We start from the raw sequence: 12630 nt of genomic DNA, 5'->3' as shown, positions 1-12630 counted from the left end.
GTTCCCAAGCTTGCGAGCTATCAAGCTCACCTGATCGGAGGATAGCGATGGCTGGTCCCGAGTCCGTCAACTCGACGCTCTTGGGGGCGGCGGCAGAGCACTACGTCATGTGCCAGCTTCTTCGGCAGGGGAAGGTTGCCGCGCTCGCACCGGCAGGGGTGCCCGACGCCGATATCATCGTCTCGGATCGCCTGGGCAGCGCACTGGCGGCAGTTCAAGTGAAGGCGCGTCGGGCGATCGGCTCTGACAACGGCTGGCACATGAAGGCCAAGCACGAGGAGATCGTTCGCGACCTCCTGTTCTACTGCTTCGTCGATTTCGGAAGCGGCCTCGCCGACCAGCCGAAGTGCTGGGTGATACCGAGCGCCGTCGTCGCCTGCGTCCTAACCACGAGCCACCGGAACTGGCTGGGGGCGCCGGGCAAGAAGGGCCAGCCCCACAAGGATGGGCCGATGCGTCGGATGCTGCCGGACTACTCGCGGCACGGCATGAAGGACCATGGCCTCGGCTGGCTCGACGGCTACCTCGACGCCTGGGGGCTGATCGCACCACCAGTCATTCAATCCAGCTAACTTGCTATCAAGCTACAAAGATCGCTTGCTCCCGAGTCTACCTAGCTGTAACTTCCGATAAGTGGTGTTCTCGGAAGTTTTGAGCAGGGCAGGTTCGATGGTCCGTGAAGAAATGAAGCCTGGGCTATCTTGCGATAGCGACCCGTTCGCAACGCTGCGCGACGCGGCTTCGGCGGCAGCCCGAAACCTTGGGCTCGATGCCGACGCACAGCATCTCTCTCCGGAGCATTGGCAGAGGGTGCTTGCAGCCGTCGAGGCTCGGATCCGAATGCGCGGCCTCGAAGTACCGGCAGACTGGCGCGAAGATCTGGCCATGCAGATGGGTCGCGCCGGGCTCGACACTCCCAACGAACCGGAGAGCTAAGGCGATGGATGCGCTGACAGCAGACCTTTCCGACCCATACGCCCCAAAGCCGGCGGTGCCGTTCGACTACGGCCTGATGGAGCCCGCAGCGGCCGATGAGGCGCGAGCGGTTGCCGAGCGGTATCGCGCCCGGTCGAAGTCCTACGTCATGGATACCGGCCGCGACCTCCTAGCGATGAAGGAGCGACTGGATCACGGCCTGTTCCTGAAGTGGGTCGGGTCCGAGATGAGCCTGACAGCCCGCACCGCCCAGAACTTCATGCAGACGGCCGCGCAACTCGGGAGCAAAAGCGAAACGGTTTCGCATCTGCCTCCGACGACGCTCTACAAGCTGGCCTCGCCTTCATTGCCGGACCCAATCCGCGAGGAGATCGTCGGGCGGCTCGATGCCGGCGAGGCTCTGACGCCCAAGGCGATCGACAGCCGCATCTGGGAAGCTCGCAAGGAAGCCGAGCGTGAGGCCGCCGAGGCGAAGCTGACCCCGGATGAGCGGAAGCGGCAGGCCAAGAGCAAGCGCGATGCCGATGCCCGCCGTCGCCGCGAGCATGAGCGCTGGCAGGCCGAGCAGGCCGAGGAACGCGCGCGGAAGGGCGCGGCGACCAAGGAGCTTGCCGAACTGCTGGCCGCGCGCCTCGACGATGAGAGCTATACGGCGGCGTATCGGCTCCTGCGCGATTGCGACCTCTTCAACCTACGGCACGACCTTGCGAGCGCCTACGGGCCGACCGCCGAGGCTCAGGCGCATAGCGCCGCTCTGGTGCGCGATCTCGACGCCCATGCCGACGCCTGAAAGTCCGACGTCTGCCGTCGAGGTTCTCGCCGGATCTGGCGGAAACCTCCCTGCCGAGGCCACCGCGATCGTCCGCGCCTACCAGCGCGCCTCGAAGGCTGACGCGACGGTGCGCGCCTACACTACTGACGCGCGAGTGTTTCAGGACTGGTGCGCCCGGTACGGGTTCCGCTCACTGCCGGCGACGCCGGAGGCCGTGGCCGCGTTCCTCGTATCCGAGGCGGAGGCCGGAAAAGCAGCCTCGACGATCGGTCGGCGCTGCGCTGCGATCAGCTACGCCCACAAGCTCGCCAAGGCGCCCGATCCGACCGATGACGAAGAGGTGAGGGCGACGATGAAGGGCATCCGGCGCCGGGTCGGAGTTAAGCCCGAACAGAAAGCGGCGGCCACCGACGACGTCATCATCTCGTTGTTGCGGGCCACGCCCGACACGCTGACCGGCAAGCGGGATCGTGCCCTCCTGGCGCTCGGGTTCGCGGGTGCGTTCCGGCGCTCCGAACTGGTGGCGCTCGACGTCGCGGACCTCGTCGAGGACAAGGATGGGCTGCGAGTCCGCATCGCCAAAAGCAAGACCGACCAAGAAGGGCAGGGGGCCGAGGTCGCGATCCCGCATGGTCGATACATCCGGCCGGTGGCGCTGGTGCGGGACTGGCTCGAAGCCGCCGGCATCATGGAAGGGCCGGTGTTTCGGCCTATCTCGCGGTCGGGGAACTTGCGGCGCCGGGGTTCGACGGACGTTGGGGGATTCGAACCTTCCGAGCCCCGTCTGACAACGCGGGCCGTCGCGGACATCATGAAGCTGTACTGCCGGGCGGCCGGGCTCGACGCCTCGACCTTCGGGGCGCACTCGTTGCGCGCCGGCTACATCACGACGGCCGCAGAGAGGGGTGCGGACCTCGCGCGAATCATGGATCAATCCCGCCACCGCGATCCGCGAACGGTGCTCGGCTACATCCGGCGGGCGAACGCCTTCAAGGATCACTCAGGGAGCGGGTTTTTATAGCAGCTCATGAGCCAGTGCCGACGTCAGGCTGCGTTTGCGTTGGTTGCGGCCCGCTCAAGAAGGCTGCGTTCGTATACGATCAGTTCTCGCCCCATTTTGATGGCGGCGTGAAAGCGTTTCACCTCCAGCTCCTTTTCGATTGCAAGAAGGTATGGGGCGGTACTTGGTGCAGCTCGCATTAATTCTGCTGCTTGAGAGTAAAATAACTCCAATACTTCAGAAGGATCATCATTCAAATATATAACTTGAAGGGTGACGCAAATCATTTTCGCGGCAGTGTCGGCGTCACTCTCATGAATTATCTCACTTTCGCGCAGGAATTTACAGTGAGACTCCAATAGGAAGTCGGCATTCCTGTTACCATTACGGATCGAAGCGCCGTTGATGATAAGCCGTTCATTTGGCTTGAGCGTGATGCGCAGAGGCATTTTGATCCCTTCCCGACCAGCCCCCTATGTAAAATGCAATGTATTAATATATTGGAAACGATTAGTTCAAATCGATCGGGAATTTAATTCCTTAGAAAGGCAATCACCTGTATCCGTTGTGAAGCCGAAAAAAGCGGCGCTACATCCAATAGGGATATAAAGTAATGTCGAGCAACATCGCACTCACTGCCAATATTCGTTCCAACCTCCTTTCGCTGCAGGGTACCGCAAGCTTGATGGAGACGGCCCAGAACCGGCTGTCGACGGGCAAGAAAGTCAATAGTGCACTCGACGATGCAGTGAGCTTCTTCACGGCTCAAGGCATGTCGGACCGGGCTTCCAGCCTTAACTCGCTTTCGGACGGAATCAGCACGGCTCTCCAGACCGTGAAAGCTGCAAGCTCGGGCCTCGATACGATATCGGATCTAGTGAAGCAGGCTAAAGCTGTCGCAAAGCAGTTGAAATCTGCTGATGCCGCGGATACCGGCCTCACCGACGGTCTCAAGGAGCAGTACACGGAAATCAAGAAACAGATTGACGCAGCTGCGAAAGACTCCAGCGTCGATGGCGTGAATTTGCTCCAAAAGTCCGATGCAACTGATGGTGTCTCCCTGAAGGTTGTATTTGACGAAAAAAATGCTGATAGCAATACGCTGCTCAAGGGCAAAGACTTCTCGTCTGGAGCCGATGGCCTTGGCCTCGGTACCCTTACGGACGCAGCATCTGTCGAGGCCGAACTGACTGCGCTCGACAAAGCATCGGCCTCTATCCAGGCTCAGCAGAGCAGCCTTGGCACCAGCCTTACGGTTCTGAAAAGCCGTGATACGTTCGGTAAGTCGCTCGCAAACGTCCTTCAGGTCGGTTCAGACAACCTCGTCAACGCTGACACCAATTTGGAAGCAGCCAACGTGCTTGCTCTCCAGACGCGGCAGTCGCTGTCACAGTCGGCTCTTTCGCTCGCCAACCAGGCGAACCAGGGCGTGCTCCAGCTGCTTCGCTGATACGCTTTCGATCCATACCGAACTGGCGGCCGGAGCAATGCTCTGGCCGCCTTTTGCGTTAAGAACACATTAAATACGTTCCCAGATACTCATCGCCATCTGGGACGATGGCGATCCAAAATGATCATGTGCGAAAGCGAGACTGAGAGCAGCGACATGGGTCGCTTTTTCCTCGCTGACCACGATGCCGATACGGTCTGCAAGACGATCTATGTCCTGCTGCAGCGCATGTACCGAGACGGCAATCATCAGGCTCACGAGGATGCGTTTTTGCAGCTCGCAAACAAGCTGATGTCCGTCACAAGGACGTACGGTACGTTCTTCCTCGCACTCGACGATCGAATTCAAGAGCGTGATTACGCTGGTGCCCTACTGGTCGGGCAGGCTCTCCTTCAGCACGAAGCGATGCTGCATGACATCGCCGCCGGTAAGCCAATTCGGCGCAGTGCGACGCTCAACTGATCGAGCCCGCGTGTTCAATTCAATGCGCGGTGACGTGCCGGGCGACCCAATCCGATTCCGACATCTCCGATCCCTCGGTGAGGTAGAGGATGCCGTTCAGGGATGAGGCGCGGCCCTGGGCGACACGGACGCGCCAGTCGACGAGGAGGCGTTGCTGGCTTTGATGCAGCCGAGGTGCAGATGAACAGCGCATCTCAACAAATGCGATGTTCATGCCTCCTCAATCCCTACCCGACGCGTTACTATGAAACCGTGAAATCTTGCTCGCTTGGAGCCGCGGTTTATGACGCAACGACAGAGGGCCGGCGACGCGATGCTAAGCGCCGCTCGCGTGAAAGCCGAGGAGCGCGGTGGGCCTTCGGGCCTCGCCGATCGCCTTGAGGACAAGGCCCGCGCGCCGGTGCCGGCAGAGACGCCGCGCACCGTGGGCGGCGAGATGATGCCTTCGGACGATTTCGTGGAGAAGACGCTGCCGGCGATCCTCGACACGCTGGCGAGCCCGGATGCGGTGTCGGCGGATGCGAGCCGCGACAGGCTCGACCTGGCGCAGCAGGCCGGATCGCTGGAGATGTCGCTCGACACGGCTGACTCGATCCAGGCGGCCGATGGGCTGGAGCGGATGCTGGCGCATCAGATGGCGACGGCGCACGTCGCGGCGATGAAGGCGGCGGGCGTGATGAACGGCCTGCTCGACTATGCCGGGAAGACGCGGGGGGCGGAGCAGCAGGCGGCTTGCATCGAGGCGAACAGAATGGCGGGCGCCTATGCCCGGCTCACGGGCTCGTTCCAGGCCGGGATGCAGACCTTGCAGCGGGTTCGGTCGGGTGGCCGTCAGGTCGTCGTCGTGCAGCACAACCACATCAACGAGGGCGCGCAGGCCGTCGTCACCGGAGCGGTGGGGGGAGGGGCTGCGCGTCGAAAGAGGGTGAGGGGGTAGGTCTCGATATGTGCGACGGAGCCCATGCACCGTGCCGGATCGCCTTCGCACAAGCCGCGCCGCGCTGCGGAGCCAAAACGCGCGAGGGGATTTCCTGCCGGTCTCCGGCCATGCCGAACGGCCGGTGCCGGATGCACGGCGGGGCGAGCACCGGGCCGAAGACGGCGGAGGGGCTGGCCCGTTCGAAGCGCTCGACATGGAGGCACGGGCATCGCTCGGCCGAGCGGATCGCCTTGCGTCGGATGATTGCCGAGAGCGGCCGGCGGCTGCGGGATCTGAATGCGCTCTCACGGATGATGCTGCGGAACGCGGGGCGGTAGCTCCGGCCCGGCACGGCATCAATCGAATGCGGTCGTAAGGTCTGGCCGGAATTTGAACCGTGGCGGGGCATAGCGCAGCGCGCGGGCGAGCGGTGCCTTCGGGTCTCGGGACAGGGGCAACATGATCGAGAAATTCCGCATCACGACGTGGGCGACATCTCTATCGATGCTGGTCTTGAAGGGTTCGCTCCAGTAGGCCCGCGCCTCCTCGTCATACTCAGCACGGCCTTCCCCGGTGAGGACCATTTGATATCCAACCGGGAATTCCTTGAGGAACGAGTTGGGGTTGAAGAACTGCATCCTCATCAGCAGTCCGGTTGGAAGCAGTGCGATTTGATATCCGTACTCACGGAACAGGCCGAGGTACCCTGCCGCGACCAGGGCCATGTGATGCCGTGCATGGAATTGTTTCTTGAGAACATCCGGCCTTAGTGCTTCCCGGATGAACCGATCGTAGTGTTTACCCTTCCAGTTGTTACACCCCTGACCAGGGATGCTCTTCTTCTCGAAGACGAGCGTGCGATTGCAGAGCAGTGTCATCCCGCTACGCTCATTCTTCGGAACGGCCGCCCGAGCGAGAGCCGGATCTTCGGCCAAAGCCTGCTGCGGGATGATGTGCTCCAGCGAGAAGCCCTCGTATTTGAAGGCGCGGCAGCAGGTCGGGCACAGCAGCAGGTCGTTGTCGGCGAACCACGGAACGAGAGACACCAGGTCGTCCCGCATCTTGTGCCAGAGCCGGTCCTTGAGCCCTGGCAGATCGATCTCGCCCATCAGCATTCCTGAGGATCACCCGTCGCCAGGGTGCGCAGCCGCAACTTCCCAGAGGTCGGGGCCGGTAGCATAATCAGCGAATGACCAACGAGAAGTCGAAAGTCGATCCGGCCTATCCCTCCAGCGACGGACTATCATCGGCCGGCGAGGCGGCGATGGGCGTGCTGGGCGCGGCGGCAGGCCTTGCAGTGCCGGTCATCGGGCCAGCCGTGACGCAGGCAATCCTCAAGAGGGCGATCAAGCTGCCGCTGGAGCTACGGCGGTCCAACTGGTTCAACAGCCTGGGCGAGGGCCTGCGCGAACTACAGGACCGGTTCGAGGGCTTCGACCCCGACACCCTCGGCGAGAACGAGGAGTTCGTGAGTACGGTCGCGGAGACCACGCGGATCGCGATGGCGACACACCGGGAAGAGAAGCGCGAGGCGTTGAAAAACGCGGTCCTCAACACTGCACGCGGGGGCTCAATAGACGATGTGGTGCGAGGCTCGTTCCTTGGCTACATCGATCGCTTTTCAGGCTTACACCTTCGCGTTCTACATGCCGAAGCCAACCCAAACTCCGACGAATATCGAGCGGCGGCTGGCAACATGTATATGGGGTCTCGCCATGTCATCATTCGGAAGATGATCCCGGAGCGGGATGCCACTGACGACAGCCTGAAGCGTGTCTATGAAGATCTGAGGCGAGAGGGCCTGACGCAGGGGAACGAGCAATCGGGCCTGTCGTCCAGTGGGCTCTTCAGCCCGAACACCACGCCGATCGGCGACGCGTTCCTGCGCTTCATCTCTGATCCGCCGGAGCCGTAACCGCCGCCTTCAGCCCCTCGGCCAGACCGCGAAGGGCTGCGGCTGCCGCTTGCTGGCGAACCGCTCGGGCGTCGTCTCGGATCTCGATGGTGACGGCCGCGATGCGCGCCATCTCGGCGGCGTGGGCGACTCCGGTGTTGAAGGCTGCGGTTTCTCTCTGGGTCATCCAACGATTGCTCCTTGCTCGGCAACAGATGCTTCAGAGATAGCCGTTTAGAGCTACGTGCAGTTGCACTTGCTGAAGATTGCCATGCTCGATACGCGTGTGAAGCCGAGGCGGCCCGTCAACCGCGCGGGAACGATCAGCGTCAACAGCGTGACGACCCTCGACTGTGTCGTGCGCGACTACTCTGCGAGCGGCGTCCGCCTGGAAATGGTCAGTACGGCAGCGGTGCCGGCCGAGTTCGTGCTGACGCTGGATGGTGTAACGGCCCCCAGGCTGTGCCGGCTGATCTGGCGTAGCCAACAGGCCATCGGCGCTAGCTTTATCGAAGGCGCTTCTGCGTAGCAGCGTCTCTAATCCGGTAGTTGAGCGGCAGCGTAAGAGGCTTGCCGTTTTCATCTGCGGTGTCGGTACAGCGCCGCCCGTCAGACGTGACCGGAGACCAGCGCCAGGATCAGCATGGCGGCGAGGCTCGCGATTGCCAGCGGGATCTGAACGGGCCGTAGCCGCGCGAAGAACAGCGGCGCCTCGCCACGGCGTGCAGCAATGGCGTCGAGCACAGGCATCGTGATGTAGGCAGCGAGCAAGACGCTGAGGGCCGTCGTCATCCAGCCGAGGTAGGTTGCCCCGAGTGCTACGAGTCCGGTGCCGAAATAGCCCAGCATCGTCATCATCTGAGCGAGCGTCGCACCGCCTTCCGTCCGAAAGCTGACGCCGCGTCTCACCCCAGACAGGAACAGCAGGATGGCGCATGACCACAGGGCCGTAGCAATCAGGACTGCGTTGCCGGCGTCCCCACGCAGCCACCATGCGAGCGCAGCCCCTCCGACGAACGGCATCATTGGGCCAAAGCCGAACACGATGCTGAGCCAGGGGATCTCGCGCGGCTCCTGCGCGGTGACCGTTCGTCCCGTCGCAGTTTCGCGCATCGGCAGTGATTCCTTTATCCAGCCGGCCAACAGGTGCCTGCCGACGATGTTCCTGGCTGCGCCTTCTGCTCATAGACGCCATCCCGGTAGGTCGGCCCATGCCGCATCGAGGTGGGCCGCGCGGCGCTCGTTCCGGTCCTCACCGATACCGCAGACGAGTTCGTGCACATTCTGAAGGGTGATGCCGTCGCCGGCCTCGGCGATCTCGCTTCCTTTCCTGCGGAGCGCGGCCCTGAAGGCCGCGGCCGCCGGATCGGTGGGATCCCGCTCCAACGAGTCCAGGATGGCGTCGATCGCCTTTGCGGCACCGTCGATGACGGTGGTGGCGGGCTTGGTCATGCGAGCGATCTCCGGATGGTGCCGACAGTGGTAGGGGAGACGCCTGCCCTGCGAGCAATCTCGCGATCGGTGAGGGCAATGCCGGAATCCTCGGCATTGAGCAGGGCCAGCACATCGCGGCGCTTGTCCGCGTTCGTGCGGTGCCGGTGTCCAAATTGGACGGGGGCATTTGAGGTCCCCGAGATGGGGGAGCGCAAAGGTGTCACGGAAATCGTGATGCCTTCGGCGGGGGGCTCACACGATGCTTGTCCGGCGCCGTGTCCAGATTGGACGGCCTCGGCATCCTGGTCGCGAAGACGGGCGCCCATGCGCTCGATGTCAGCGCGAAGGGTGGCGAGGCGCACGGCGTCGTTGTCGTGGGTCCACTGGCATTCCAGGCTTCTCAGGTGCTCCAGCCAGGACATGCGGGCGCGGAGGTCGTTGAGAGACTTCGCGGGTTGGGTATCCAGCACTTCTTCGAGCGCGTAGCGCCGGGCCTCCACCCATCGGTGCGGCGTGTATCCCGGTTCGAAAGCGCAGCGATCGTCGTCCAGTGCCTCGGCCGCCTCGTACTCGCTCCAGGCAGCCGCAACCGTCTCAGGCCAGGGCCAGCCGCTCATCACGGCCTCCCGAACTGCGGTCGGCATCGAGTCCTTGCCGCCGTGGTCGGTCCACCCCGCGAAAGCGTAGAACCCCTTCCAGTCCGGACGGGTATCCCAGACGACCAGGGGCTCGCAGGCCATACGCAATGCGGCCTCGCGCTTGGTGTCTGCGAAGACGGCTTCCTCGTTGGCATAGCGCTTCAGCAGTTCGCGGGTCTTCTCCAGTCGGACAGCCTCACGCTCGGCCCGCTGGGCTCGCATCTCGGGCGTGTGGAAGAAGTCGCTGAACGCGTTGGCCGCTGCCTGCGCCTGGGTCTTCGGTTTCGGCGCGTCCAACTTGGACACGGCCTGCTCGACGCTCATCCCAGCCTTGCGGGCGAGTGTCTTCATCCGAGCGGCGGCGCTGGCCTTCTCGCCGGGGATGGTAGCCCGGTCGTGAAGGGCGCGGACCTTGGCGAAGGTTTCGAGGCCGGCGGTCATGCACGCACCTCATCTGCCTCAGGCTCCGCGCTCAGGATCTCCAGCACCATCATCTCGGCTTCGTGCTGGATGTTGGCTCGAAGCGTCTTCGCAAAACCTCCCGAGGCGTACTTCATCGGCTCCGGGTACATCTCACGCATGTGGAACAGCACGCTCCCTGCGATGGCATGCCCGACGTCCTGCGCCGCCTTCTCTCGGGCGTGGAGCGGATTGCGGCACGCCTCGCCCTTTCGAGCAAACCAACCGCACTGGCACTTCGTGTGGCAGTCGCAACCGACGCGCGTGGAGGTGCTGCAAACGGCGCAGCGGAGGTCAGCCTGGTCAAAAAGACGATCGATCGGGCGCAGGGCGCTCATGGATCAAATCCTCTCAGGCTGCGGCGCGGGAGGACAGAGCACGCTCGCGCTCGGCCTTGAAGGCGGTGACGTTCTCGTACCAGCCGTTGGGGCCAGCGCAGGGACCGTTGGGCTGCTGCACGACGAAGGAATGGTCGAGACCACCCGTAGGCTCGCCTTCGACCGTGATGGGCACCGGCCCCTTGTCCCCGCTGGCGATGCGGAACGCGATCACCGGGCTCTCGCGGTAGAAGACGCCGTGCTCCTCATCGCCGGAATGGGGCATCACGGCTTCGATCAGCATGAAGCCTGGGAGTGCCGGGACGATCGTGCCCGCGGCCTGCTCGAAGTGATCCAGCGGAAGGTTCACGAAACGGGTCGAGCCATCGGTAAACTTCACCTCGCACCGCTCGCCTTTCGAGACAGGCGCGCAGGGGTCGACGCTCACGATGTGGTCGGTGTTGAGAACGCCGGAGTAGGTCTGCATCAGCATCGGGATATCCTTGGTTTCAGGCGGCGGACAGGTGGACGTAGGCGGCCAGCAGCCGGCGGCGGTCGAGCGCACCGAGCCTGCCGAGAGCGTCTAGGGCTGGCTCCAGCGCGGCCGGGCTGGTCTCGGCCTGAGCGAGGTACTGGCAGAGGGGAGCGGCGCGCGGGCCGACATGGGCGCGGGCCAGGGCGCGCAGGGCACGAAGGCGAGCGCGGTATTCAGCGGCGTCGAGGTTGTCCGCGAAGGGTCCCCAGCGATCGGCAGAGGCGATCATCGGGCGCCTCCGAAAATGTCACGGCCAAGGTTCTCGAAAATTGAAATCCGAAAATCAGCCCCGCGTGACAGGCGTGACACCGGAAGCCCCCCCTTTAGGGGGGTGCTTCGCGTGTCACGGCGAATGTCACGGCAGAGGGGGGCGTGACGGGCGTGACAATTGGCGGATGTCACGCTTGTCACGGATGTCACCGCTACGCTTTCCATAGCCACTCCTCCCCGCCCCAGACGCCGGTTCTGAACCCGTGCTTGGTGCAGGCGGCGAGGCCGCGCTTGAGAGCTTGGCGGACCGTATTGGCGGCCTTGTCGGAGTCGATCTCACCGGAGGCATAGCGGCGCCGGAACTCAGGCCGGATCTGCTCGACGGTGACGGCGCGAATGATGGGGCCAGACGTGTCGCCCATCACGAAGACGTCTCGGCCGTCGTTCATCATGGCCTCGTCGAACGCGCCTTTGAGCGCGACGATCGCGGCCGGGTCCCTTACGGGCGCTTTGCGGGTCGATGGCGGTGGCGCATCGAGTGCTGGCTCGACGACACACGCCCCGAAGGCATCGCCGTCCTCGTCGATGCCGAGCTGCACGAACCGAAGCGAGAAAGCTGCGACCGGCCCTTCTTCGCCAGAGCGGCTTTTGGCGAGGTTCAGTGATCGCTCGTTGACCTCGCCAGTGACTTGGTTGCGATCGGCCAAAACGCTGAGCACAGCGTCGGCTCCGCCTCGATAGGCGGACGATCCGCGCAGGCCCGTCTCCTCCGTCTTGCCGTAGTGGTGCACCGGCATGACGAGCGCGCCGATTGGGTCGCCGAGCATGCGCAGATGCCGAAGAGCCTGCTGCGCCTCGGCGGCGTCGTTCTCGTCCTTCAGCGCGAAGGCCGCCGCGAGCGTGTCGATGCCAATGAGACCGAGGCGGACCCCGAACTCTTCGCGCATTCGCTCGTCGATGGCGCGGATCTTCGGCTGAAGCGCCTTGACCTCCTCGAAGTCGGCAAGATTTGGCACCGCGCCCATCCACGCGATCGGAAGCCTCTTGCCGTCTGCTTTGACGCCTCGTGCTGCCTCGATGCGGCCGGGCAACGTGCCCGCGCCCTCGGCGGCGAAGATGAGCGTGCCAAACGGCTCGACGATACGGCGCCCGAAGAACGGGGCACCCCTCGCGCCGCAGACCGCCAGATCGATGAGCGTGAAAGTCTTGCCCGCCCCCGATTGACCGCCGAGCATGGCGACGCCTTCAGCGGGTACGAGATGCTTGACGAGATAACGGGGCGGGTCCGGCGGTGTATCTCCGTCGAACGTAAAACCGAGTAGCGGATCGCCGCCGGCCCATGCCTCATCTCGTTCGTCGCCCGGTGGGTTGAATGACTCCCGCCAATACGGGGCGTGGTGCTCTGATCCGTTATTCAACGCCATGTCGCGGCGCCCTCCCGCAACACGTCATTCATGTCCGTTCCGACGCGCGGTCGCACGATATCGACGACGCGGCCGGCGCGGTGCCAGGTGGTGCCGACGTCGCGACAGGCGCGCTCGCTGGCGCCCTTCTCGTCGTTCTCGGCGAGCACCGTCAGGGTCCCGATCCCCGGTAGCACCGGG

The 12630-nt window shown here is 63.7% G+C and carries 20 protein-coding genes and 1 pseudogene; 9 read left to right on the top strand and 12 right to left on the bottom strand.

Going from position 1 to position 12630, the window contains the following annotated elements; all coding sequences use genetic code 11:
- Positions 1–47 precede the first annotated feature (47 nt).
- From MFF07_RS19290 to MFF07_RS19280, 3 genes are all read left to right on the top strand, one after another.
- Complete coding sequence (locus MFF07_RS19290; protein ID WP_238232663.1) at positions 48–572, top strand: hypothetical protein; 525 nt, start codon at positions 48–50, stop codon at positions 570–572.
- Positions 573–940: 368 nt separating this feature from the next.
- On the top strand, positions 941–1726 hold the full coding sequence (locus MFF07_RS19285; RefSeq protein ID WP_238232662.1) for a DUF3102 domain-containing protein: 786 nt from the start codon (positions 941–943) through the stop codon (positions 1724–1726).
- Positions 1713–2729: a site-specific integrase gene (locus MFF07_RS19280; protein WP_238232661.1), complete on the top strand. Its 1017-nt coding sequence runs from the start codon at positions 1713–1715 to the stop codon at positions 2727–2729. The genes MFF07_RS19285 and MFF07_RS19280 overlap by 14 nt, the downstream gene beginning before the upstream one ends.
- Positions 2730–2752: 23 nt before the next feature.
- On the opposite strand, the gene MFF07_RS19275 is transcribed toward MFF07_RS19280, so the two are convergent.
- Positions 2753–3157 carry a flagellar biosynthesis repressor FlbT gene (locus tag MFF07_RS19275; protein WP_238232660.1) on the bottom strand — a complete coding sequence of 135 codons (405 nt, stop codon included), beginning with the start codon at positions 3155–3157 and terminating at the stop codon, positions 2753–2755.
- Positions 3158–3321: 164 nt separating this feature from the next.
- On the opposite strand from MFF07_RS19275, the gene MFF07_RS19270 reads away from it, so the two are divergent.
- Positions 3322–4158 (top strand): flagellin N-terminal helical domain-containing protein, encoded by an 837-nt coding sequence (locus tag MFF07_RS19270; protein ID WP_238232659.1) that lies wholly within the window; start codon positions 3322–3324, stop codon positions 4156–4158.
- Between the two features lie 156 nt (positions 4159–4314).
- On the top strand, positions 4315–4620 hold the full coding sequence (locus MFF07_RS19265) for a flagellar biosynthesis repressor FlbT (protein ID WP_238232658.1): 306 nt from the start codon (positions 4315–4317) through the stop codon (positions 4618–4620).
- Positions 4621–4639: 19 nt separating this feature from the next.
- Here the strand turns inward: MFF07_RS19265 and MFF07_RS19260 are convergent, their stop codons facing one another.
- Positions 4640–4834 carry a hypothetical protein gene (locus MFF07_RS19260; RefSeq protein WP_238232657.1) on the bottom strand — a complete coding sequence of 65 codons (195 nt, stop codon included), beginning with the start codon at positions 4832–4834 and terminating at the stop codon, positions 4640–4642.
- 99 nt (positions 4835–4933) lie between these two features.
- Between MFF07_RS19260 and MFF07_RS19255 the strand changes: the two genes are divergently transcribed.
- Positions 4934–5557 (top strand): hypothetical protein, encoded by a 624-nt coding sequence (locus MFF07_RS19255; RefSeq protein ID WP_238232656.1) that lies wholly within the window; start codon positions 4934–4936, stop codon positions 5555–5557.
- An 8-nt stretch (positions 5558–5565) separates the two neighbouring features.
- Positions 5566–5877: an HGGxSTG domain-containing protein gene (locus tag MFF07_RS22580; protein WP_283206833.1), complete on the top strand. Its 312-nt coding sequence runs from the start codon at positions 5566–5568 to the stop codon at positions 5875–5877.
- 18 nt (positions 5878–5895) lie between these two features.
- On the opposite strand, the gene MFF07_RS19250 is transcribed toward MFF07_RS22580, so the two are convergent.
- Complete coding sequence (locus MFF07_RS19250; protein ID WP_238232655.1) at positions 5896–6648, bottom strand: hypothetical protein; 753 nt, start codon at positions 6646–6648, stop codon at positions 5896–5898.
- Positions 6649–6728: 80 nt separating this feature from the next.
- Between MFF07_RS19250 and MFF07_RS19245 the strand changes: the two genes are divergently transcribed.
- Complete coding sequence (locus MFF07_RS19245) at positions 6729–7454, top strand: hypothetical protein (protein ID WP_238232654.1); 726 nt, start codon at positions 6729–6731, stop codon at positions 7452–7454.
- Here MFF07_RS19245 and MFF07_RS19240 read toward each other — a convergent pair.
- Positions 7429–7620, bottom strand: coding sequence for a hypothetical protein (locus tag MFF07_RS19240; RefSeq protein ID WP_238232653.1), 192 nt, complete (start codon positions 7618–7620; stop codon positions 7429–7431). The two genes, MFF07_RS19245 and MFF07_RS19240, sit on opposite strands and share 26 nt — an antisense overlap.
- Before the next feature lie 69 nt (positions 7621–7689).
- On the opposite strand from MFF07_RS19240, the gene MFF07_RS19235 reads away from it, so the two are divergent.
- Positions 7690–7962, top strand: a complete 273-nt coding sequence (locus MFF07_RS19235) for a PilZ domain-containing protein (RefSeq protein WP_238232652.1) — start codon at positions 7690–7692, stop codon at positions 7960–7962.
- An 80-nt stretch (positions 7963–8042) separates the two neighbouring features.
- Here the strand turns inward: MFF07_RS19235 and MFF07_RS19230 are convergent, their stop codons facing one another.
- The 8 genes and pseudogenes from MFF07_RS19230 to MFF07_RS19195 all read right to left on the bottom strand — a co-directional run.
- Positions 8043–8546 carry a DUF3429 domain-containing protein gene (locus tag MFF07_RS19230; protein ID WP_238232651.1) on the bottom strand — a complete coding sequence of 168 codons (504 nt, stop codon included), beginning with the start codon at positions 8544–8546 and terminating at the stop codon, positions 8043–8045.
- A 69-nt stretch (positions 8547–8615) separates the two neighbouring features.
- Positions 8616–8885 carry a hypothetical protein gene (locus tag MFF07_RS19225; protein ID WP_238232650.1) on the bottom strand — a complete coding sequence of 90 codons (270 nt, stop codon included), beginning with the start codon at positions 8883–8885 and terminating at the stop codon, positions 8616–8618.
- A complete protein-coding gene (locus MFF07_RS19220) occupies positions 8882–9946 on the bottom strand; it encodes a hypothetical protein (RefSeq protein WP_238232649.1) in 1065 nt (354 codons plus the stop codon). The genes MFF07_RS19225 and MFF07_RS19220 overlap by 4 nt, the downstream gene beginning before the upstream one ends.
- Positions 9943–10302 (bottom strand): hypothetical protein, encoded by a 360-nt coding sequence (locus MFF07_RS19215; RefSeq protein ID WP_238232648.1) that lies wholly within the window; start codon positions 10300–10302, stop codon positions 9943–9945. The genes MFF07_RS19220 and MFF07_RS19215 overlap by 4 nt, the downstream gene beginning before the upstream one ends.
- A gap of 13 nt (positions 10303–10315) precedes the next feature.
- Positions 10316–10774 carry a hypothetical protein gene (locus MFF07_RS19210; RefSeq protein ID WP_238232647.1) on the bottom strand — a complete coding sequence of 153 codons (459 nt, stop codon included), beginning with the start codon at positions 10772–10774 and terminating at the stop codon, positions 10316–10318.
- A 16-nt stretch (positions 10775–10790) separates the two neighbouring features.
- Positions 10791–11045: a hypothetical protein gene (locus MFF07_RS19205; protein WP_238232646.1), complete on the bottom strand. Its 255-nt coding sequence runs from the start codon at positions 11043–11045 to the stop codon at positions 10791–10793.
- A gap of 193 nt (positions 11046–11238) precedes the next feature.
- On the bottom strand, positions 11239–12450 hold the full coding sequence (locus MFF07_RS19200; RefSeq protein WP_238232645.1) for an AAA family ATPase: 1212 nt from the start codon (positions 12448–12450) through the stop codon (positions 11239–11241).
- A pseudogene (locus MFF07_RS19195) lies at positions 12441–12630 on the bottom strand (hypothetical protein); the annotation flags it as partial. The gene MFF07_RS19200 and the pseudogene MFF07_RS19195, both read right to left, overlap by 10 nt.

The sequence above is a fragment of the Methylobacterium thuringiense genome (genome assembly GCF_022179645.1).
GTDB lineage: Bacteria > Pseudomonadota > Alphaproteobacteria > Rhizobiales > Beijerinckiaceae > Methylobacterium > Methylobacterium thuringiense.
Note: the sequence above shows the minus strand (reverse complement) of the source record. Positions and strands in the feature narration are given on the sequence as shown.

What these genes read in the sequence shown, in the direction of transcription:
- MFF07_RS19290 (WP_238232663.1), top strand. Translation starts at nt 48, where the DNA reads ATGGCTGGTCCCGAGTCCGTCAACTCGACGCTCTTGGGGGCGGCGGCA.
- MFF07_RS19285 (WP_238232662.1), top strand. Translation starts at nt 941, where the DNA reads ATGGATGCGCTGACAGCAGACCTTTCCGACCCATACGCCCCAAAGCCG.
- MFF07_RS19280 (WP_238232661.1), top strand. Translation starts at nt 1,713, where the DNA reads ATGCCGACGCCTGAAAGTCCGACGTCTGCCGTCGAGGTTCTCGCCGGA.
- MFF07_RS19275 (WP_238232660.1), bottom strand. Translation starts at nt 3,157, where the DNA reads ATGCCTCTGCGCATCACGCTCAAGCCAAATGAACGGCTTATCATCAAC.
- MFF07_RS19270 (WP_238232659.1), top strand. Translation starts at nt 3,322, where the DNA reads ATGTCGAGCAACATCGCACTCACTGCCAATATTCGTTCCAACCTCCTT.
- MFF07_RS19265 (WP_238232658.1), top strand. Translation starts at nt 4,315, where the DNA reads ATGGGTCGCTTTTTCCTCGCTGACCACGATGCCGATACGGTCTGCAAG.
- MFF07_RS19260 (WP_238232657.1), bottom strand. Translation starts at nt 4,834, where the DNA reads ATGAACATCGCATTTGTTGAGATGCGCTGTTCATCTGCACCTCGGCTG.
- MFF07_RS19255 (WP_238232656.1), top strand. Translation starts at nt 4,934, where the DNA reads ATGCTAAGCGCCGCTCGCGTGAAAGCCGAGGAGCGCGGTGGGCCTTCG.
- MFF07_RS22580 (WP_283206833.1), top strand. Translation starts at nt 5,566, where the DNA reads ATGTGCGACGGAGCCCATGCACCGTGCCGGATCGCCTTCGCACAAGCC.
- MFF07_RS19250 (WP_238232655.1), bottom strand. Translation starts at nt 6,648, where the DNA reads ATGGGCGAGATCGATCTGCCAGGGCTCAAGGACCGGCTCTGGCACAAG.
- MFF07_RS19245 (WP_238232654.1), top strand. Translation starts at nt 6,729, where the DNA reads ATGACCAACGAGAAGTCGAAAGTCGATCCGGCCTATCCCTCCAGCGAC.
- MFF07_RS19240 (WP_238232653.1), bottom strand. Translation starts at nt 7,620, where the DNA reads ATGACCCAGAGAGAAACCGCAGCCTTCAACACCGGAGTCGCCCACGCC.
- MFF07_RS19230 (WP_238232651.1), bottom strand. Translation starts at nt 8,546, where the DNA reads ATGCGCGAAACTGCGACGGGACGAACGGTCACCGCGCAGGAGCCGCGC.
- MFF07_RS19225 (WP_238232650.1), bottom strand. Translation starts at nt 8,885, where the DNA reads ATGACCAAGCCCGCCACCACCGTCATCGACGGTGCCGCAAAGGCGATC.
- MFF07_RS19220 (WP_238232649.1), bottom strand. Translation starts at nt 9,946, where the DNA reads ATGACCGCCGGCCTCGAAACCTTCGCCAAGGTCCGCGCCCTTCACGAC.
- MFF07_RS19215 (WP_238232648.1), bottom strand. Translation starts at nt 10,302, where the DNA reads ATGAGCGCCCTGCGCCCGATCGATCGTCTTTTTGACCAGGCTGACCTC.
- MFF07_RS19210 (WP_238232647.1), bottom strand. Translation starts at nt 10,774, where the DNA reads ATGCTGATGCAGACCTACTCCGGCGTTCTCAACACCGACCACATCGTG.
- MFF07_RS19205 (WP_238232646.1), bottom strand. Translation starts at nt 11,045, where the DNA reads ATGATCGCCTCTGCCGATCGCTGGGGACCCTTCGCGGACAACCTCGAC.
- MFF07_RS19200 (WP_238232645.1), bottom strand. Translation starts at nt 12,450, where the DNA reads ATGGCGTTGAATAACGGATCAGAGCACCACGCCCCGTATTGGCGGGAG.